This window comes from Candidatus Pantoea persica, from assembly GCF_013753875.1.
Lineage (GTDB): Bacteria > Pseudomonadota > Gammaproteobacteria > Enterobacterales > Enterobacteriaceae > Pantoea > Pantoea persica.
This window is the reverse complement of record NZ_SMDS01000018.1, coordinates 1-19,785: the sequence shown is the minus strand read 5'-3', so window position 1 is coordinate 19,785 and position 19,785 is coordinate 1. Positions and strand designations below refer to the sequence as shown.

Annotated in this window: 17 protein-coding genes, 4 pseudogenes and 1 other annotated feature; of the genes and pseudogenes, 14 read left to right on the top strand and 7 right to left on the bottom strand. The window is 55.1% G+C overall.

Annotated features, from left to right (window positions below):
- The first annotated feature begins 281 nt into the window (after positions 1-281).
- From yqaB to luxS, 4 genes and pseudogenes are all read left to right on the top strand, one after another.
- Positions 282-850, top strand: a pseudogene (gene yqaB / locus EIO60_RS08920) (fructose-1-phosphate/6-phosphogluconate phosphatase).
- A pseudogene (locus EIO60_RS08915) lies at positions 847-1,277 on the top strand (YqaA family protein). The pseudogenes yqaB and EIO60_RS08915 overlap by 4 nt, the downstream one beginning before the upstream one ends.
- A 33-nt stretch (positions 1,278-1,310) precedes the next feature.
- Entirely contained in the window at positions 1,311-2,915 is a 1,605-nt protein-coding gene (gene gshA / locus EIO60_RS08910; RefSeq protein ID WP_258576577.1) for a glutamate--cysteine ligase, read from the top strand.
- 151 nt (positions 2,916-3,066) lie between these two features.
- On the top strand, positions 3,067-3,582 hold the full coding sequence (gene luxS, locus EIO60_RS08905; RefSeq protein WP_258576576.1) for an S-ribosylhomocysteine lyase: 516 nt from the start codon (positions 3,067-3,069) through the stop codon (positions 3,580-3,582).
- Positions 3,583-3,638: 56 nt separating this feature from the next.
- Here luxS and EIO60_RS08900 read toward each other — a convergent pair.
- Together EIO60_RS08900 and EIO60_RS08895 are read right to left on the bottom strand one after the other, a co-directional pair.
- Positions 3,639-4,752: pseudogene (locus tag EIO60_RS08900) on the bottom strand (CNNM domain-containing protein).
- A gap of 17 nt (positions 4,753-4,769) precedes the next feature.
- Positions 4,770-5,567 carry a cytochrome C assembly family protein gene (locus EIO60_RS08895; RefSeq protein ID WP_258576575.1) on the bottom strand — a complete coding sequence of 266 codons (798 nt, stop codon included), beginning with the start codon at positions 5,565-5,567 and terminating at the stop codon, positions 4,770-4,772.
- Between the two features lie 167 nt (positions 5,568-5,734).
- Here EIO60_RS08895 and ffh point away from each other — a divergent pair, with 167 nt between their 5' ends.
- The 5 genes from ffh (at position 5,735) to rplS (ending at position 9,247) form a co-directional block, all read left to right on the top strand.
- Entirely contained in the window at positions 5,735-7,096 is a 1,362-nt protein-coding gene (gene ffh, locus EIO60_RS08890) for a signal recognition particle protein (protein WP_258576574.1), read from the top strand.
- A 144-nt stretch (positions 7,097-7,240) separates the two neighbouring features.
- Positions 7,241-7,546 carry a 30S ribosomal protein S16 gene (rpsP, locus tag EIO60_RS08885; RefSeq protein WP_258576573.1) on the top strand — a complete coding sequence of 102 codons (306 nt, stop codon included), beginning with the start codon at positions 7,241-7,243 and terminating at the stop codon, positions 7,544-7,546.
- On the top strand, positions 7,512-8,060 hold the full coding sequence (gene rimM, locus EIO60_RS08880) for a ribosome maturation factor RimM (protein ID WP_258576572.1): 549 nt from the start codon (positions 7,512-7,514) through the stop codon (positions 8,058-8,060). Before rpsP ends, rimM begins: the two co-directional genes overlap by 35 nt.
- A 35-nt stretch (positions 8,061-8,095) precedes the next feature.
- Positions 8,096-8,857, top strand: a complete 762-nt coding sequence (gene trmD, locus EIO60_RS08875) for a tRNA (guanosine(37)-N1)-methyltransferase TrmD (RefSeq protein ID WP_258576571.1) — start codon at positions 8,096-8,098, stop codon at positions 8,855-8,857.
- Positions 8,858-8,899: 42 nt separating this feature from the next.
- Positions 8,900-9,247, top strand: coding sequence for a 50S ribosomal protein L19 (gene rplS / locus EIO60_RS08870; RefSeq protein WP_258576570.1), 348 nt, complete (start codon positions 8,900-8,902; stop codon positions 9,245-9,247).
- Between the two features lie 80 nt (positions 9,248-9,327).
- Here rplS and EIO60_RS08865 read toward each other — a convergent pair.
- Positions 9,328-9,744: pseudogene (locus EIO60_RS08865) on the bottom strand (GNAT family N-acetyltransferase).
- A 289-nt stretch (positions 9,745-10,033) separates the two neighbouring features.
- On the opposite strand from EIO60_RS08865, the gene EIO60_RS08860 reads away from it, so the two are divergent.
- Together EIO60_RS08860 and tyrA are read left to right on the top strand one after the other, a co-directional pair.
- Entirely contained in the window at positions 10,034-11,113 is a 1,080-nt protein-coding gene (locus tag EIO60_RS08860) for a 3-deoxy-7-phosphoheptulonate synthase (RefSeq protein WP_258576569.1), read from the top strand.
- 6 nt (positions 11,114-11,119) lie between these two features.
- Complete coding sequence (gene tyrA, locus EIO60_RS08855) at positions 11,120-12,241, top strand: bifunctional chorismate mutase/prephenate dehydrogenase (RefSeq protein ID WP_258576568.1); 1,122 nt, start codon at positions 11,120-11,122, stop codon at positions 12,239-12,241.
- A gap of 32 nt (positions 12,242-12,273) precedes the next feature.
- Here the strand turns inward: tyrA and pheA are convergent, their stop codons facing one another.
- The 4 genes from pheA to bamD all read right to left on the bottom strand — a co-directional run bounded on the left by pheA (position 12,274) and on the right by bamD (position 15,019).
- A complete protein-coding gene (gene pheA / locus EIO60_RS08850; RefSeq protein WP_258576567.1) occupies positions 12,274-13,440 on the bottom strand; it encodes a bifunctional chorismate mutase/prephenate dehydratase in 1,167 nt (388 codons plus the stop codon).
- 22 nt (positions 13,441-13,462) lie between these two features.
- Positions 13,463-13,587: a sequence feature (Phe leader region), on the bottom strand.
- On the bottom strand, positions 13,539-13,586 hold the full coding sequence (pheL, locus tag EIO60_RS08845; protein WP_100703679.1) for a pheA operon leader peptide PheL: 48 nt from the start codon (positions 13,584-13,586) through the stop codon (positions 13,539-13,541). It overlaps the preceding feature by 48 nt.
- 99 nt (positions 13,588-13,686) lie before the next feature.
- Complete coding sequence (raiA, locus tag EIO60_RS08840; RefSeq protein WP_258576566.1) at positions 13,687-14,013, bottom strand: ribosome-associated translation inhibitor RaiA; 327 nt, start codon at positions 14,011-14,013, stop codon at positions 13,687-13,689.
- Positions 14,014-14,284: 271 nt separating this feature from the next.
- Positions 14,285-15,019, bottom strand: coding sequence for an outer membrane protein assembly factor BamD (bamD, locus tag EIO60_RS08835; RefSeq protein WP_258576761.1), 735 nt, complete (start codon positions 15,017-15,019; stop codon positions 14,285-14,287).
- A gap of 141 nt (positions 15,020-15,160) precedes the next feature.
- Here bamD and rluD point away from each other — a divergent pair, with 141 nt between their 5' ends.
- From rluD to clpB, 3 genes are all read left to right on the top strand, one after another.
- Complete coding sequence (rluD, locus tag EIO60_RS08830) at positions 15,161-16,141, top strand: 23S rRNA pseudouridine(1911/1915/1917) synthase RluD (RefSeq protein ID WP_258576565.1); 981 nt, start codon at positions 15,161-15,163, stop codon at positions 16,139-16,141.
- Positions 16,138-16,866: a purine nucleoside phosphorylase YfiH gene (yfiH, locus tag EIO60_RS08825; protein ID WP_258576564.1), complete on the top strand. Its 729-nt coding sequence runs from the start codon at positions 16,138-16,140 to the stop codon at positions 16,864-16,866. Before rluD ends, yfiH begins: the two co-directional genes overlap by 4 nt.
- A 124-nt stretch (positions 16,867-16,990) precedes the next feature.
- A complete protein-coding gene (clpB, locus tag EIO60_RS08820) occupies positions 16,991-19,564 on the top strand; it encodes an ATP-dependent chaperone ClpB (RefSeq protein WP_258576563.1) in 2,574 nt (857 codons plus the stop codon).
- The last annotated feature ends 221 nt before the right edge of the window (positions 19,565-19,785 follow it).

Here is a 19,785-nt window from a genome sequence, read left to right as displayed (position 1 = left end):
ATCCTCCCGGATACCCACACTCTGTTTCCATCCTCCGACCGAATATGCCTGACCCCTTTTCCAACCCGTTTTATACTTCTTGCGCGCTTACCTTTTTCCCCTGCGACAAAAGCCAAACCTACTGACATTTCCGGCAATTACGCCCGGCATCGCCCGATCACCTTTTTCTGAAAAGAAAAATTGCTAATGCTTTCAAAGCATTTGCTGTTCATGCCACCTGGCGACAACCTGGGCGCATTACGCTAAAGTAAGGGCACATTTGTTGAAGGTCCGGAGTGGTAATGTACGATCAATATGACGCACTGATTTTCGATATGGACGGCACGATTTTAGATACCGAGCCGACACATCGAGAAGCGTGGCATCAGGTGCTAGAACGCTATGGACTGACTCTGGACAAATCGCGCATGGTCGGCTTCAACGGCGCGCCCAGCTCTGGCGCCTCGCGCAGTTTATTATCGAAACAAACCACTCTTCACAGGATCCGCACGTGCTGGCCGCAGAGAAAACCGCCGCGGTTAAAGCGATACTGCTGGAGAATGTCCGGCCGCTTCCGCTCATGGAGGTGGTCAAGGCCTATCACGGAAAACGTCCTATGGCGGTCGGCACCGGCAGTGAACACAGCATGGCGGATGCGCTGCTCAATCAGCTGGGCGTGCGGCAGCTTTTCACCGCCGTGGTCGGCGTGGATGACGTCGAGCGGCATAAGCCTGGACCCGATACCTTTTTACGCTGCGCCGCGCTGATGGGCGTGGATCCGGCGCGCTGCGTGGTATTTGAAGACGCCGATTTCGGCGTGCAGGCGGCGAAATCGGCCGGTATGGATGTCGTAGACGTGCGCTTACTGTGAGCGACGCGCTGGCGCTCGCTTCTCTGCTGGGCAGCAGCTTTCTGAGCGCGACGCTGCTGCCTGGCAGTTCCGAAGCGCTGCTGATTGCGTTGCTGCTGGCAAAAAAGGCGTCCGTTTATAGTTTGATTATCGCCGCATCAGTGGGCAATACGCTGGGCGGTTTGACCAATATTTTTCTTGGTCGCCTGCTGCCGCTGAAACGGCAGGGGCGATGGCATGACACAGCAATAACGTGGTTGAACCGACTAGGACCTGCTGTGCTGCTGTTCAGCTGGCTGTGCCGGTGATTGGCGACCTGCTTTGCGTACTGGCAGGCTGGTTGCGCTTTGCCTGGCTTCCGGTCCTGCTGTTTCTCGCCGTCGGGAAAACACTGCGTTATATCGTTATCGCGACCGCCACCTTGAAAGGTTTGCAATGGCGGTATTGATTCGCACAGATTCGAGGCTAGGGGGTTAACATTATGCTGAACAAAAATAAATTATTGTCCCAGCGGGAGGTTAATGTGATCCCGGACGTATCTAAAGCGCTCTCCTGGCTGGAGGCGCACCCCAATGCCCTGAAAGGCATTGGCCGCGGTATTGAACGCGAGACGCTGCGCGTAAAGCCTAATGGTCACTTGGCTGACAGCGGCCATCCCGAATCACTGGGATCGGCACTCAAGCATGACTGGATCACCACAGATTTTGCCGAAACGCTGCTGGAATTTATCACGCCGGTCGATCGCAATATCGATCATATGCTGACGTTCCTGCGCGACATCCACCGCCACGTCGCGCGCGAGCTTGGCGACGAGCGGATGTGGCCCTTCAGCATGCCCTGTTTGATCGACGACGCCGATCGCATTGAACTGGCGCAGTATGGCAGCTCCAACATTGGCCGCATGAAGACGCTCTATCGTCAGGGGCTGAAAAATCGCTACGGCGTGCTGATGCAGACCATTTCCGGCATTCACTACAACTTTTCGCTGCCGCTCAACTTCTGGCAAGAGTGGGCAGACGTGAAAGACGCCGAGAGCGGGAAAGAAACTATCTCCGCCGGCTATCTGCGCCTGATTCGCAACTACTACCGTTTTGGCTGGGTGATCCCCTATTTGTTCGGCGCCTCGCCAGCCATCAGCTCCAGCTTCCTGCAGGGGCGCGAAAGCAAGCTGCCCTTTGAAACCGACGGCAAAGAGACGCTGTGGCTGCCCTACGCCACCTCGCTGCGCCTCAGCGATCTGGGCTACACCAATAAGTCGCAGAGCGGTCTCGGCATTACCTTCAACTCGCTGGAAGGCTACGTCAAGGCTCTTAAGGCCGCGATTAAAACACCGTCGGACGAGTATGCCGCGATGGGGACCAAAGACGCAGACGGCAACTGGCTGCAGCTGAATACCAACGTCTTGCAGATTGAGAATGAGCTCTATGCGCCGATTCGCCCAAAACGGGTGACGCGGTCGGGCGAGGCGCCGTCCGATGCGCTGCTGCGTGGCGGTATCGAATATATCGAAGTCCGCTCGCTAGATATCAACCCGTTCTCTGCAACCGGCGTCGATGCGACCCAGGTGTGTTTCCTCGACCTGTTTCTGATCTGGTGTACGCTGGCCGACGCGCCCGAAATGAGCGCTGATGAACTGTTGTGCAGCAGTAAAAACTGGAATCGCGTCGTGCTGGAAGGGTGCAAGCCGAATCAGACTATCTCCGTTGGCTGCAGCGAGACCGAACATCCACTGATCGACGTTGGCAAAGCGCTGTTCGCCGATCTGCACTGCGTGGCAGAAGTGCTCGACAGCAATCAGGGCAGCACGCAATATCAACAGGTGTGCGATCAACTGGTCGCATCCTTCGACGATCCTGAGCTAACCTACTCGGCGCGCATTCTGCAGGCCATCAAAGAAAACGGCATGGCCGGTACGGGCATCGCATTGGCGGAGAAGTATCGTCATATGCTGTGCGGAGAGCCGCTGGAAGTGATCAGCGAAGAGGAATTTATGCGACAGGCGCTTGAGTCGGTTGCGGCGCAAAAAGCGCTGGAAGAGAGCGACACGCTGGATTTTGAGGCGTATCTTGCCGGTCGCGAAGGCTAGAAAAGAAAAAGGCCACACGAATGTGGCCAAATCAGCATCCCTGTTGTCAGAGATGATGATGATGATAAATGCGCGTCTTTCATATATAGACGCTGGGAGAACAGAAAAGTTTCATCGTTTATAAAAAAATTCTCAAAACAGGAGGTGACGTATGCCACTACTGGACAGTTTTACCGTTGACCATACTATTATGGCCGCGCCCGCAGTGCGTGTTGCGAAGACCATGAAGACTCCGCATGGCGATTCCATCACCGTTTTTGACCTGCGTTTCTGCCGTCCGAACAAAGAGATCCTTACCGAGCGCGGTATCCATACGCTGGAGCATCTGTTTGCCGGTTTTATGCGTGACCACCTCAACGGCGACGGCGTAGAAATCGTCGATATCTCCCCGATGGGATGCCGTACCGGTTTCTATATGAGCCTGATCGGCACGCCGGACGAACAGCGTGTCGCCAGCGCTTGGAAAGGGGCGATGGAAGATGTTCTGAAGGTTAAGGAGCAGAACCAGATCCCGGAGCTGAACGAATATCAGTGCGGCAGCTACAAGCTGCACTCGCTGTACGAAGCGCAGCAGATTGCGCGCAACGTGCTGGCACATAATATCGGCGTCAACCGCAACGAAGATCTGAAACTGCCGCAAGAGAAGCTGCAGGCGCTGCATATCTAGTGGCTGACGACTGAAAAAAACGCCGCATCACTGCGGCGTTTTTTTATGGGCGCGGTTCAGGAGCCGATGGAGGCTTTTAATGGCGTCTGAGGGGTAATGCGCACCTGCTTCACCATATTTTCCTGCACGTCGAGAATATTGATGGCGTAGTTAGAGACCTCGATGCGCGTGTTGATTTCCGGGATCTCCTGTAGCGCCTCCAGTAGCATGCCGTTGATGGTTCGCGCCTCTTGCTCCGGCAGATGCCAGTTAAAGGCTTTGTTGATTTCGCGCACATTGGCGCTGCCTTCTACCAGGTCGGAGCCATCGTTCTGCGGCATCACTTCTTCCGCCAGCGTCGGCGACATCGAGGCGGTGAAGTTGCCAACGATCTTCTCAAGGATATCTTCGATAGTCACCAGGCCTTTAATATCCCCATACTCATCGAACACCAGGCCGACCTTTTTCTTGTTGCGCTGAAATTTCACCAGCTGAACGTTAAGCGGCGTGCCTTCCGGCACATAATAAATCTCATTTGTCGCGCGCAGCAGCATCTCTTTATTGAAATCATAATATCGTCAACGCTGACCTTCTCCAGATCGAGCACCGACAGCAGCATGTTCTGATTACGCCGCGACATCAGACTACGCGACTCGTAGACGATGGTGTGCAGCTCCTCTTTGCTCAGCGCCCAACTGGTGGCACCCTGGGTTTTAATGCCAGCCATGCGCATCAGCAGGCGCGTTATGGTGTTCAGCAGCCAGACCAGCGGCGACATAACAATCTGCAACGCTCCTAGCAGCAGGCTGCTGGGAAAGCGACATGCTCGGGATAGAGAGCCGCTACGGTTTTCGGCTGCACCTCTGCAAACACCAGTACCACAAAAGTCAGGATGCCTGTAGCAACCGCGACGCCCTCGTCGCCATGCAGACGCATTCCCACGATGGTAGCAAGCGCGGAAGCCAGAATATTCACCAGGTTATTGCCGATCAGCACCAGGCTGAGCAGGCGATCGGGGCGACGCAGCAGCTTTTCCACTCGGCGGGCAGCGCGGCTGCCGTTTTTCGCCTGATTGCGCAGCTTATAGCGGTTAAGCGTCATCATGCCGGTTTCCGACCCGGCGAACCAGGCGGAAACCAGCACCATAACGACCAGAATAATAATGAGGGGGATGGTTGAAACCGGTTCCAACGCAGGTGTTCCTTTTATTAAGAGGAGTGAGTAAGCAGATGCTGTAAAATACGGCTGCCGAAATAGGCCATGGTCAACAGCAGCGCGCCGCCGCAGTTAAACCACACTACGCGACGACCGCGCCAGCCTTTATGATAGTGCCCCCACAGCAAAACGATATAGACGAACCAGGCGAGGATCGAGAGCACCGCCTTATCCACATTCTCGGCGCTGAACAGATTATGCATATAAAACAGGCCGGTGCAGAGCACTAGCGTCAGCAGCACCACGCCGACCTGAGTGATATGAAACATTTTGCGCTCGATGCTCAGCAGCGGCGGCATATCCTGGGTAAACGCCAGCTTTTTGTTTTTTAGCTGATAGTCGATCCATGCCAGCTGCAGCGCGTAGAGTGCGGCGATAATCAGTGTCGCATAGGCGAATAGCGACAGGCCGATATGGATCATCATGCCCGGCGTGGTTTCCAGGTGGATGATAAAGGTGTTCGGCACAAAGGTGGCGAACGCAAGATTGATCAGCGCAAAGCTGTAGACGATCGGCAGCAGCAGCCATCCCCGATTGCGCGAGGCGACAATGGTCATGATGGCGCAGATCAGCAGACTTACCAGCGAGCCGATATTCAACAGGCTGAGGTTTTGTCCGCTGTAGCCCGAGAAGATCCGCTGCTGCAGCGCCACGGCATGCGCCACCAGCGCGACGCAGGCAGAAAGCACCGCCATTCGCCGCCATCCGCTGTTGCGTTTCAGCAGGCTGGGAATAATCAGTGCAAGACTCAGGGAGTAGGCGAACAGCGCCAGGAGCGAGAAAACGGACATAGATCATAGGTATCAGTCAGATAAAAAGGAAAAGAGCAGTATAGCGCCAGCAGCTGCCACCTCCAACCGATCTGAGGCGCAATTGCAGAGATCGCTGCAGCTTCGTGTTATAATCTGCTGCATTATGCCGATCAGGCGCCTCGCGATTTTTCTGAAAGTGAGAGACCATGTTTGATAATTTAACCGATCGTTTGTCGCAAACCCTGCGCAATATCAGCGGCCGCGGAAGGCTGACCGAAGACAACATCAAAGACACGCTGCGCGAAGTGCGCATGGCGCTGCTGGAGGCGGACGTCGCACTGCCGGTGGTGCGCGACTTTATCAACCGCGTCAAAGAGAGCGCGATAGGTCAGGATGTTAACAAAAGCCTGACGCCCGGTCAGGAACTTATCAAAATCGTCCGCAACGAGCTGGTTACGGCGATGGGCGCGGACAACAAAGCGCTTAACTTGGCCGCGCAGCCGCCGGCCGTGGTGCTGATGGCGGGTCTGCAGGGCGCGGGTAAAACCACCAGCGTCGGTAAACTGGGTAAATTCCTGCGCGAAAAGCACAAGAATAAAGTGCTGGTCGTCTCCGCGGACGTCTATCGCCCGGCGGCGATCAAACAGCTCAAGACGCTGGCGCAGCAGGTCGGCGTCGATTTCTGCCCCTCCGATCTCAGTCAGAAGCCGGTCGATATTGTTAAAAACGCGCTGAAAGAGGCAAAGCTGCAGTTCTACGACGTGCTGCTGGTGGATACCGCCGGTCGTCTGCACGTTGACGAAGCGATGATGGACGAAATCAAACAGGTGCACGCCGCGATTAATCCGGTCGAGACGCTGTTTGTGGTCGATGCCATGACCGGTCAGGATGCGGCGAATACCGCGAAAGCCTTTAACGAAGCGCTGCCGCTGACTGGCGTCATCCTGACCAAGGTCGACGGTGACGCGCGCGGCGGTGCGGCGCTCTCGATTCGTCACATTACCGGCAAGCCGATCAAGTTCATGGGCGTCGGCGAGAAGACCGAGGCGCTGGAGCCGTTCTATCCCGATCGTATAGCCTCGCGTATTCTCGGCATGGGCGACGTGCTGTCGCTGATCGAAGATATCGAGAGCAAAGTTGACCGCGATCAGGCGGAAAAGCTGGCGAAGAAACTTAAAACTGGCGACGGCTTCGACCTCAACGATTTTCTTGAGCAGCTCAAGCAGATGCGCAATATGGGCGGCATGGCGAGCCTGATGGGCAAGCTGCCGGGCATAGGCCAGTTGCCGGACAACGTTAAGTCGCAGATGGACGACAAAGTGCTGGTGCGTATGGAGGCGATTATCAACTCCATGACGCGCAAAGAGCGCGAGAAACCGGAAATTATCAAAGGTTCGCGCAAGCGCCGCATCGCCGTGGGTTCCGGCATGCAGGTGCAGGACGTTAACCGCCTGCTTAAACAGTTCGACGACATGCAGCGCATGATGAAGAAAATGAAGAAGGGCGGCATGGCGAAAATGATGCGCAGTATGAAAGGCATGATGCCGCCAGGATTCCCCGGATGCTAAGCGTTCGACAGTAAAAGCCCGAAAGGTTACGCTTACAGGTTGCTTTTTGCGCCGAAATGAGTAAAAATCCCGGGCTTTTTATACAGCACCCGGGCCCCGTTCCTCGATGGGGCCCGATTGTTTTATTAACTTGAAGAGGATGTTATGGTAACAATTCGTTTGGCACGTCACGGCGCGAAAAAGCGTCCGTTTTATCAGGTCGTCATTACTGACAGCCGCAATGCACGTAACGGTCGTTTCATTGAGCGCGTAGGCTTCTTTAACCCGATCGCTTCTGGTCAGGCTGAAACGCTGCGTCTAGATCTGGACCGCATCGAACACTGGGTTGGCCAGGGCGCAACGCTTTCCGATCGCGTTAACGCGCTGATCAAAAAAGCAAAAAAAAAAAGTAGCTTAATCTGTCACGGTGGTGAGCATGAGCAAAGAAATTGCCGCACAGGCTCCCGTTAAGCCCCTTGTACTAGGCAAAATGGGCGCTGCCTACGGCATTCGTGGCTGGCTCAAAGTGTTTTCCTCCACCGAAGTGGCCGAAAGTATCTTCGACTACCAACCCTGGTTCATTCAGCGCGCCGGTAAATGGCAGCAGGTTGAGCTGGAAAGTTGGCGGCATCACAATCAGGACCTGATCATCAAAGTCAAAGGCATTGACGATCGGGATGCGGCGACGCAGTTGACCAATTGCGAAATCATGGTCGACTCGACGCAGCTGCCGGAACTGAACGATGGCGACTACTACTGGAAAGACCTAATGGGTTGCCAGGTGGTCAACGTCGACGGTTACGAGATGGGCAAAGTTATCGATATGATGGAGACCGGCTCGAACGACGTCCTCGTCGTGAAGGCAAACCTGAAAGATGCGTTCGGTGTGAAGGAGCGGTTAATACCGTTTCTTGATGAACAGGTTATCAAGAAAGTCGATCTCGCTACTGGCGTCATTGAAGTAGACTGGGATCTTAGTTTTTGATCTCCGAATCACAAGGTAATGTAACGGCGAGAACGATGTGGATTGGTGTTATTAGCCTCTTTCCAGAGATGTTTCGTGCTATGACCGATTACGGGGTAACTGGCCGGGCAGTAAAAAATGGCCTGCTCAGCATCGAGAGCTGGAGTCCTCGCGACTTTGCTCACGACCGGCACCGCACGGTGGACGATCGTCCATACGGCGGCGGACCGGGAATGCTGATGATGGTGCAGCCCTTACGGGATGCAATCCACGCAGCGAAAGTGGCGGCGGGAGAAGGGGCCAGGGTGATCTATCTGTCACCTCAGGGACGCAAACTTGACCAACAGGGCGTTTGCGAACTGGCGACGCAGCAGAAGCTGATTCTGGTCTGCGGTCGCTACGAAGGTATTGATGAGCGCGTGATTCAAACCGAAATTGATGAAGAGTGGTCAATCGGCGATTACATACTCAGCGGCGGTGAGCTGCCAGCCATGACGATGATTGATTCAGTCGCCCGGTTAATTCCCGGCGTACTGGGCAAACAGGCGTCGGCCGATGAGGATTCGTTCTCTGACGGTTTGCTGGACTGCCCGCACTATACCCGACCTAAAGTGCTGGAAGGCATGGAGGTACCGGCAGTGTTACTGTCCGGCAACCATGCAGAGATTCGCTGCTGGCGCCTGCAACAGTCGCTGGGCCGGACCTGGCTAAGAAGACCTGAACTTCTGGAAAACCTGGCTCTGACTGAAGAGCAAGCAAGGTTGCTGAAAGCGTTCCAGCTGGAACAGCAGCAACAAAACGATGAGGCGGCAGAGTAATCTACCGCAACTATCAGTTTACCCAGGATAAGAGATTTAATTATGAGCAACATTATCAAGCAACTTGAACAAGAGCAGATGAAACAGGACGTACCTTCCTTCCGTCCGGGTGATACCGTGGAAGTGAAAGTATGGGTCGTTGAAGGTTCTAAGAAACGTCTGCAGGCATTCGAGGGCGTGGTTATCGCTATTCGTAACCGCGGTCTGCACTCTGCATTCACTGTTCGCAAGATTTCTAACGGCGAAGGCGTTGAGCGTGTCTTCCAGACTCACTCTCCGGTCATCGACAGCATCGCTGTCAAACGTCGTGGCGCTGTGCGTAAAGCCAAACTGTACTACCTGCGTGAGCGTACTGGTAAGTCTGCTCGTATCAAAGAGCGTCTTAACTAAGGTATCGCTAACGCGACATCTAAAAGTTAATAGCAAGCAAGGGGTTGGCGTGGTGCTAGCCCCTTTTTTTTATGGCCGTATTATGGGCGTCGGCAGTGATAAATGGCCGTATTAACAGGCCCGCTCTGCAAGATAATCAACCCGTAACGCATATCTATAAAACGTGCGCCGCAGCGTTCTGCCATCGCGCGGCTGGCGATCCCCCTGCCGCTGCGCACCCAATACCGGCAAACTGGCCAGGCGCGCGAGTAAAGCGGATCCCGGCGCCGCCCAGTAACCGATCATCAGCGTCAACGATGGCGAACTCCTCCGCTTCGCCTTTTTCTCGCTGCTGCTGCGTAAAGGCAATCCAGCTGGCGGCTTCCTCAGATTGATATATCAGGATACGCCCATGCCATTCAGGGCAGCAGCGTATCCAGCGAGGCATTAACGGCAGCGGTAAACGCCGCTATATCGGCCGGGGTAAACGGGTGTAATTGAATGGAGGGACAAGGCATAGGCTATCCAATTGAAAGAGGCGTAAGGCAAGCTTACTTAGGCGGATTTTACAAAGGCTAAAACGTGCATGTAATTATAAGTTTACACTTAGAGGATAAATTCAGGCGTAAATTCATATATTAAATAACTGAATTTATATAATAAATTATATTTACCGTGGATGGGATTGCCATTGTGTTAATAAAAGTGTACATGAATGGGTTGTTTGTTTTACGCTCTATGATAAAGTATCTCCCTCCTTTCAGAGGATCATTTACCCGCATAATGAGGAAAAAAAGGATCGTAGCCATGCAAAAAGACGCGCTGAACAATGTGCATATCGCTGATGAGCAGATTTTAATCACTCCTGAGGAGCTGAAGGCGCGATTCCCGCTGAACGCCCAGCAGGAAGCGCAGATTGCTGCGTCACGCCAGACAATTTCCGACATCATTGCGGGCCGCGATCCGCGCCTGCTGATCGTGTGCGGTCCTTGCTCTATTCATGACACCGAAGCTGCGCTGGATTATGCACGTCGCCTGAAAGATCTATCTGAACAGCTAAAGGATCGGCTCTATATCGTTATGCGCGTCTATTTTGAAAAACCCCGTACCACCGTGGGCTGGAAAGGGTTAATCAACGATCCCTATATGAATAACTCGTTTGATATGGAATCGGGTCTGCACATTGCGCGCCAGCTGCTGGTGAACCTAGTAGAGATGGGCCTACCGCTGGCTACTGAAGCGCTCGATCCCAACAGTCCGCAGTACCTCGGCGATCTCTTTAGCTGGTCGGCGATCGGTGCGCGCACCACAGAGTCGCAAACTCACCGCGAGATGGCCTCTGGACTCTCAATGCCGGTTGGCTTCAAAAACGGTACTGACGGCAGCCTCGGCACCGCCATCAACGCCATGCGCGCCGCCTCGATGCCACATCGTTTTGTTGGCATCAACCAGGCGGGTCAGGTTTGCCTGCTACAGACGCAGGGCAATCCAGACGGACATGTGATTCTGCGCGGCGGCAAAACGCCGAACTATGGTCCGGAAGATGTCGCGCAGTGTGAAAAAGAGATGCGCAATGCGGGACTGCGTCCAGCCTTGATGATAGATTGCAGCCATGGCAATTCTAACAAAGACTACCGCCGCCAGCCTGGCGTCGCCGAATCGGCGATTGCCCAGATCAAAGATGGCAACCGCTCGATTATTGGCCTGATGCTGGAGAGCCACATCAATGAAGGCAATCAATCTTCCGAGCAGCCGCGCAGCGAAATGAAATACGGTGTTTCCGTCACCGATGCTTGCATCAACTGGGAAACTACCGCCGCGCTGCTGCGTGATATGCATCAGGATCTGCAAGAGGTGCTGTCGGCGCGTCTGTCACACGAGGTGTAATGAGCAATGGTGGCTGAACTGACCGCACTGCGCGATCAAATAGACACTGTCGATAAGGCGCTGCTGGATCTGCTGGCGAAACGGCTGGAACTGGTAGCGGAAGTGGGCGAAGTGAAAAGCCGCTATGGCTTGCCCATCTATGTCCCTGAACGTGAAGCGTCGATGCTGGCGTCGCGTCGCAAAGAGGCGGAGGTGCTCGGCGTGCCACCCGATCTGATTGAGGATGTGCTGCGCCGGGTTATGCGCGAATCCTATACCAGTGAAAACGACAAAGGCTTCAAGACGCTGAATCCGGCGCTGCGCCCGGTCGTCATTGTCGGCGGAAAAGGGCAGATGGGCAGCCTGTTCGCCCGCATGCTGACGCTGTCAGGCTACAGCGTGAAGACGCTGGATAAAGATGACTGGAACGACGCCGCATCTATCCTGAGCGATGCCGGTATGGTGATCATCAGCGTGCCGATTCACCTGACGGAGCAGGTCATTGCTCAGCTGCCGCCGCTGCCAGATGACTGCATTTTGGTGGATCTAGCGTCGGTAAAAAACCGTCCGCTGCAGGCGATGCTGGCGGCGCATGCTGGTCCGGTACTCGGACTGCATCCTATGTTCGGCCCTGACAGCGGCAGCCTGGCGAAACAGGTGGTGGTCTGGTGCGACGGACGGCAGCCGGAAGCCTATCAGTGGTTCCTTGAGCAGATTCAGGTATGGGGCGCGCGGCTGCATCGCATCAGCGCGGTCGAGCATGACCAGAATATGGCGTTTATCCAGGCGCTGCGTCACTTCGCGACTTTCGCTTACGGACTGCATCTGGCGGAAGAGAACGTCAATCTCGATCAGCTGCTGGCGCTCTCCTCGCCAATTTACCGGCTGGAGCTGGCGATGGTAGGGCGCCTGTTCGCCCAGGATCCTCAGCTTTACGCAGACATTATTATGTCGTCGGAAAGCAATCTGGCGCTGATTAAGCGCTACTATCAGCGCTTCGGCGAAGCGATAGGGCTGCTGGAGCAGGGCGATAAGCAGGCTTTTATCGACAGCTTTAACCGCGTTGAGCACTGGTTCGGCGATCACGCCAAACGCTTTATGGTCGAAAGCCGCAGCCTGCTGCGCTCCGCTAACGACAGCAGGCCATAAATGAAAAAGGCATCCATCAGGATGCCTTTCGTTTATGCGCTGCGCGGCTCTACCGCCACGATATTTTCGCCGGGATAGCATCCCAGCACCTTCAGCATACGGGTCAGCCCTTTTAACTCCTGCAGCGCCTGCTGCATGCTCTCCGATTCCAGGTTGCCCTGCACGTCGATATAAAACATCTCTTCCCACGGATTGCCGTTAATCGGGCGCGACTCTAGCTTGCTCATGATGAGGTTATGCTGGCGCAGCACCAGCAGCGCCTCTACCAGCGCGCCCGCCTGCTGGCCCGTCGCCATCAGCAGCGTGGTTTTAGCCGGAATCTGATCGGAGACCGCAATCGGCTTACGCGCCAGCACAATGAACCGCGTATGGTTTTGCTGCTGATTGGCCAGGTTGCGCTCCAGCACCTGTAGATGATACAGCTTGCCACCCGCTTCGCTGCCCAGCGCGGCCGCTTTCGGCGAGTTGAACGCGGCGACATTCTCCATCGCGGCGGCGGTGCTTTCGGTGTACTCGATCTTCCAGTGCGGGAAACGGCTAATAAACTGGCTGCACTGCTGGAACGGCTGCGGATGGCTGTAGACGGTTTCAATCTGCTGCAGATCGGTATTGCCCGTGACCAGTACGCAGTGATCGATAGGCTGGGTCAGCTCGCCAACGATTGAGAGGCTGGTTTGCTGTAGCAGATCGTAAACGTCGTTAATCGAGCCGGAGCTAGTGTTTTCAATGGGTAATACCGCATAGTCGGCCTGGCCATTTTCCACCTGACGAATAATGTCCTGAAACTTCAGGCAGCCGATCTCCACCATATTGTCAAAGTGGCGAGCGGCGTACTGGCGTGCGGCAAGATGCGAATAAGAGCCCTTCGGCCCGAGGAAGGCGATGCGCGCCGCCAGCGCGTGCGCATTATTCAGGTTTTTCTGCAGCAGCGCCTGCTGCGTCAGCACGGAATCTTCAATAATTTGATGAAACAGCCGCGTGATGTAGTGCGCATCCAGCTGATGCTTTTTGCCAAGCACAATTAAATGCTCCAGCAGTGCGCGCTCGCGTTCGATATCGCGGATCGGGCGGTGCGTCGCCAGTTTCGCTTCGGCAACTTTCACCGCCAGCGCGCGACGCTCCGCCAGCAGCGTCAGCAATTTCTCATCAACGGAGCTGATTTCGTCACGCAGCGCCAGCAAAGGATTATCGGGATTCATAGGGCTCACCTGTAAGCTGTCCAATAAAAAAGCCTCCCGGTTGGGAGGCTTTTTTATTCGTCTTCGCTTTCGTTTTCACACGACGAATCGCCTCCCAGTCAGGGGAAGGTAAAAAAGAAAGCGAAGAAAAACGGCAGATGTTTCATGTTGATTTCCATTCAAGAAGTGACCTGAGAGTACCTGCACTGATTTAAGGCTGTCAATAAAAAACGCGCCCGCAGGCGCGTCATTCAAAAAACGGGTTGTCTAGCTGGCCGGCGAAAAGGCTTTCACGTTTGCAGCCGCGCGGCGAGCTTCTGGCTTATGCTGAACCTTGTTCAGCTGGCGCTCCAGCTTGCCGATAAGTTCGTTAATGGCAGTGTACATATCTTCGTGTTTAGCGCTGGCAACAAGCGTGCCGTTTGGCGTCGTGATGGTTGCATCAGCCACGAACTCTTTAGGCACTTTGGACAGAACGATATGGGGGTTTATCAGATGAGCTTGCCATTTTTCCAGCTTGGCGAGACGATCTTCGACATGGTTGCGGATAGCCGCAGTGATTTCCATTTGTTTACTAGTAATGTTCAGAATCATAAGTCTACCTCCTCTGTCATTTCCGTCTGGATAAGTTTAGAATAGCCCTTTGAAGAATGAAACATGTGATATGGAGCACGAAAATGTCACTTTTTGTCAAGGAAGACATTTTGTGAGGAGGGCCTGGAATGATGCGCAAAAGCCTTGAACCCGATAAAAGAGAAGGGCATAATCAGTAGTAAGTTAGTCGCGCGGCAGAACCGAAAAAGTGTCGGTTTTACGCGCATAAAAAAAGCAGCCAGACGGCTGCTTTTTCTTTATCGGGAGATACTCAGGCTGCGCAGTTGGCGGCAATAATCTTCGCCACTTTATCCGCTTCCGCGGTGAGCTGCAGTTTACGGTAAGCATTTTCCATCAGCGGCAGCGCATCGCGCGTGGCCTGCGTATCTGGATAATCACGCATCATGCCTTCAACGCGGTTAACAACCGCGACATAGACCTCGCGCTTGGTATAGAATTGTGCCACCGAGAGTTCATATTTCGCCAGACGATTCTTCAGATAGACCAGGCGCTTCTGCGCGTCGGCTACATACTGGCTATTCGGGTAATTACGAACCAACTGCGAGAAATCGCGGAAGGCGCTGCGCACATGGGGGGGATCGCGATCGGAACGGTCAATGCCGAAAAAGCTCTGCAGCGCGGAGCCATCCAGCGCCATATCCGTCAGACCGCGCATATAGATGACGTAGTCAATATTCGGATGGGTCGGGTTGAGGCGCATGAAACGATCGATCGCGGCCTGCGCCAACGGCAGATCGACGTTTTTATAGTAGGCGTAGATTAAATCCAGTTGTACCTGCTGAGAATAGGGACCGAAAGGATAACGTTTGTCCAGTGCTTCCAGTTGCTTAATCGCCGCTTTAAAGTTACCGTCCTGCAGCTTTTCCTGCGCGGTAGCGTAGATTTCGGAAGGCGGGTTGTCCGGTACTGTGTCCTTTAAGCTGGAACAACCCACAAGGGCCAGGCTCAGTGTGGCAGCAGCCACCAGATATTTCATACGCGTCATGACAAAATGGTTATCCTCAAATTTGTTATGGCGGAAGCTGTCCGCATAGCTCCCGGTAATGACCAAGTACGATAGTACATTATATTAAACGATATTAAACGGCATCGCCGTGAAAACCCAACGTTAACGAAGAAGCTGTATATGGCACAACAAGTTAAACTCACCGCGACGGTCTCCGAAGCGCAGCTGGGACAACGCTTAGATCAAACTTTGGCGGAATTGTTCTCTAATTATTCACGTTCTTGCATAAAAGAATGGATCTTGGACCGTCGCGTCAGCATTAACGGCGCGATCGTCGATAAGCCCAAAGAGAAAGTGCTGGGCGGCGATCAGGTCGCTATCGACGCGGAAATAGAAGAAGAGCAGCGTTGGGAAGCGCAGAATATCGCGCTGAACATCGTCTATGAAGATGACGATATCCTCGTCATTAATAAGCCACGCGATTTAGTGGTGCATCCCGGCGCGGGCAACCCTGACGGCACGGTGCTGAACGCGCTGCTTTATCACTATCCTGCTATTGCCGATGTTCCGCGCGCCGGTATCGTGCATCGCCTGGATAAAGACACCACCGGCCTGATGGTGGTAGCGAAAACCGTACCGGCGCAGACGCACTTGGTGGAAACGCTGCAGCTGCGCGAAATCACCCGTGAATATGAAGCGGTGGCGATTGGCACCATGACGGCGGGCGGCACGGTAGACGAGCCGATCAGTCGTCACTCGATAAAGCGCACCCATATGGCGGTGTATCCGATGGGGAAACCGGCGATTACGCACTATCGCATCATGGAGCACTTCCGGGCGCACACGCGTCTGCGTCTGCGTCTGGAAACCGGACGTACGCACCAGATCCGCGTGCACATGTCGCACATCAATCACCCGCTGGTGGGCGATCCGCTTTACGGCGGCCGTCCGCGTCTGCCAAAAGGCGCTTCCGAGCAGTTCATCGCGACGCTGCGTGCCTTCGATCGCCAGGCGCTGCATGCGACGATGCTGCGTCTCTATCATCCGATTACCGGCATTGGAATGGAGTGGCATGCGCCGCTGCCGCAGGACATGGTTAATCTGATCGAGGTATTGAAAGCCGATACCGATGAGTTCCGCGATCAGCTGGACTGGCTATGAGCCTGCTGCTGCCGGACTGGCCCGCGCCGGCCAACGTTCGCGCCTGCTCGACACTGCGTCGCGGCGGCGTGAGCCTGGCGCCTTGGGATACATTTAATCTCGGCGCGCACGTCGGCGACGATCCGGCGCACGTAGCGGCCAACCGGCAGCGTCTGGTGACAAAGGCTGACTTGCCGGCGATGCCGCGCTGGCTGGAGCAGGTGCATGGCACGGAGGTGGCGCGTCTGCTTTTATCGCAACAGGAAAGCCTACAGGCGGATGCCTGCATCACGCGCGAAATGGGCGTGGTTTGCGCGGTGATGACTGCAGATTGTTTACCCGTGCTGTTCTGTTCTGACGACGGGTCAGAGGTCGCCGCGGCCCATGCCGGCTGGCGCGGCCTGTGCGGCGGCGTGCTGGAGCAGACGCTGATGCAGTTCGCCTTGCCTGCCAGCCGCATTCATACCTGGCTTGGGCCGGCGATAGGACCAGAAGCGTTTGAGATCGGCGGTGAGGTTCGCGCCGCCTTTATCGCCAAAGATACGCGCGCGAAGCAGGCCTTCCGTCCGGCAGGCGCGAAGTATTTCGCCGATATCTGGCTACTGGCGCAGCAGCGTTTACAGGTGGCCGGCGTGAAATCGGTGAGCGCGGCGCGGCGCTGCACTTTCCATGAAAGGGATGATTTTTTCTCCTACCGACGCGACGGGACTACCGGGCGTATGGCTTCTTTGATTTGGCTGAGGTAACCTTACGCCACAAGACGATCCAGCAGCGGATTTTTTGCTCAGAATCAGGTCATTAACCTTGAAAATTTGAGGGATTACCTCATTTTAATCTCCAGTAGCATTTTGACCTGTAATGGGAGGAATCATGCGTCTGGATCGTCTTACCAACAAATTCCAACTGGCCCTTGCCGACGCGCAGTCCCTTGCTCTGGGACACGACAACCAGTTTATTGAACCACAGCATCTGATGAGCGCGCTGCTCAATCAGGAAGGCGGATCCGTTCGCCCTTTATTAGCTTCTGCCGGCGTTGACGTCGCGGCGCTACGTACCAGCATTAAACAGGCCATCAATCGCCTGCCTCAGGTAGAAGGCAGCGCAGGAGACGTCCAGCCCTCGTCCGACCTGATACTCGTTCTTAACCTTTGCGACAAGCTGGCGCAGAAGCGCGGCGACAATTTTATTTCATCTGAACTCTTTGTTCTGTCGGCCCTCGACTCACGCGGCTCTTTAGCCGATCTGCTAAAATCAGCTGGCGCGACCAGCGATAAGCTGACCCGGGCTATTGAACAGCTGCGTGGAGGAGAAAACGTGAACGATCAAGGGGCTGAAGACCAGCGCCAGGCATTAAAGAAATACACAATCGACCTGACCGAGCGCGCTGAACAGGGCAAGCTTGACCCAGTCATCGGACGCGACGAAGAGATTCGCCGCACCATTCAGGTATTGCAGCGCCGTACGAAAAACAACCCGGTGCTGATCGGTGAGCCCGGCGTGGGTAAAACCGCCATCGTCGAAGGTCTTGCGCAGCGCATCATCAATGGCGAAGTGCCGGAAGGCCTGAAAGGCCGACGCGTGCTGGCGCTGGATATGGGCGCGCTGGTGGCGGGTGCGAAATACCGCGGTGAATTCGAAGAGCGCCTGAAAGGCGTGCTCAACGATTTGGCCAAGCAGGAAGGCAATGTCATTCTGTTTATCGACGAGCTGCACACCATGGTCGGAGCCGGTAAGGCGGATGGCGCGATGGACGCCGGCAATATGCTGAAGCCTGCGCTGGCGCGCGGCGAGCTGCACTGCGTTGGCGCCACCACGCTGGATGAGTATCGTCAGTATATTGAAAAAGATGCGGCGCTGGAGCGTCGCTTCCAGAAACTCTATGTCGCGGAGCCGAGCGTAGAGGACACTATTGCGATTCTGCGCGGCCTGAAAGAGCGCTATGAGCTGCATCACCATGTGCAAATCACCGACCCGGCGATTGTGGCAGCAGCAACCCTGTCGCATCGCTATATTGCCGATCGCCAGCTGCCGGATAAGGCCATCGACCTGATTGATGAGGCCGCTTCCAGCATTCGTCTGCAAATCGACTCCAAGCCCGAGGCGCTGGATCGCCTTGAACGCCGCATCATCCAGCTAAAGCTGGAACAGCAGGCGCTGAAGAAAGACTCTGACGATGCCAGCATCAAACGTCTGGAGATGCTGGAAAGTGAGCTCGATCAGAAAGAACGCGAGTATGCGGAGCTGGAGGAGGAGTGGAAGGCGGAAAAAGCGTCGCTCTCTGGCACGCAGAGTATCAAGGCCGAGCTGGAGCAGGCGCGTTTGTCGCTGGAGCAGGCGCGAAGAATCGGCGATCTGGCGCAGATGTCTGAGCTGCAGTACGGCAAGATCCCTGCGCTGGAAAAACAGCTGGCGGCCGCCACGCAGTCAGAAGGCAAGATGATGAAGCTGCTGCGTAATCGCGTGACCGACGTTGAAATTGCCGACGTGCTGGCGCGCTGGACCGGTATTCCTGTGGCGCGCATGATGGAAGGCGAGCGCGATAAGCTGTTACGTATGGAGCAGGAGCTGCATGCACGCGTGATTGGTCAGAACGAAGCGGTAGAGGCGGTATCAAATTCGATTCGCCGCAGCCGCGCCGGCTTGTCGGATCCGAATCGTCCCATCGGTTCGTTCCTGTTCCTGGGGCCAACCGGTGTCGGTAAGACTGAACTCTGCAAGGCGCTGGCGAGCTTCCTCTTTGACAGCGATGACGCGATGGTGCGTATCGATATGTCGGAGTTTATGGAGAAACACTCCGTATCGCGACTGGTCGGCGCGCCTCCGGGCTATGTCGGCTATGAAGAGGGCGGCTATCTGACAGAGGCGGTGCGTCGTCGTCCTTACTCGGTGATTCTGCTGGACGAAGTGGAGAAGGCGCATCCGGATGTATTCAACATTCTGCTGCAGGTGCTGGATGATGGCCGTCTGACGGATGGCCAGGGACGTACCGTAGACTTCCGCAACGCGGTGGTGATTATGACCTCCAACTTGGGGTCCGATCTGATCCAGGAGCGTTTCGGCGAGCTCAACTATGGCGAAATGAAAAATATCGTGATGAACATCGTGAGTCATCATTTCCGCCCTGAGTTCATTAACCGAATCGACGAAGTGGTGGTGTTCCATCCGCTGGGCGAACAACAGATCGCGTTGATTGCGCAGATACAGCTGCAGCGGCTTTATCAGCGTCTGGATGAACGCGGCTATCAGCTGCATATCTCCAACGACGCGCTGAAGCTGTTGGGAGAAAACGGTTACGATCCGGTTTACGGCGCGCGTCCTTTGAAACGTGCTATTCAGCAGCAGATCGAAAACCTGCTGGCGCAGCAGATACTTTCCGGCCAGCTGGTGCCGGGCAAAACTATCGAAATGGATGTCGAAGAGGGCGCAATCGTCGCGCATCAGTAATTGTCGAAAGCGAAACGGGCCTGCGGGCCCGTTTTTTTGTGCAAAAAACACCACTTTTGCGCTAAATTGCTGCGCAGCGCCTGGAAATTAGGCGGTCAGATAAAAAGTTTGATTTGAATTAACGCTTATCAGCCGGAAAGAACTCCCTATAACGCGCCTCCACTGACACGGCACAACGGCTTACGGAATGCGGTGTTCAGGAGGTGCAGGCAGCTGAGTCG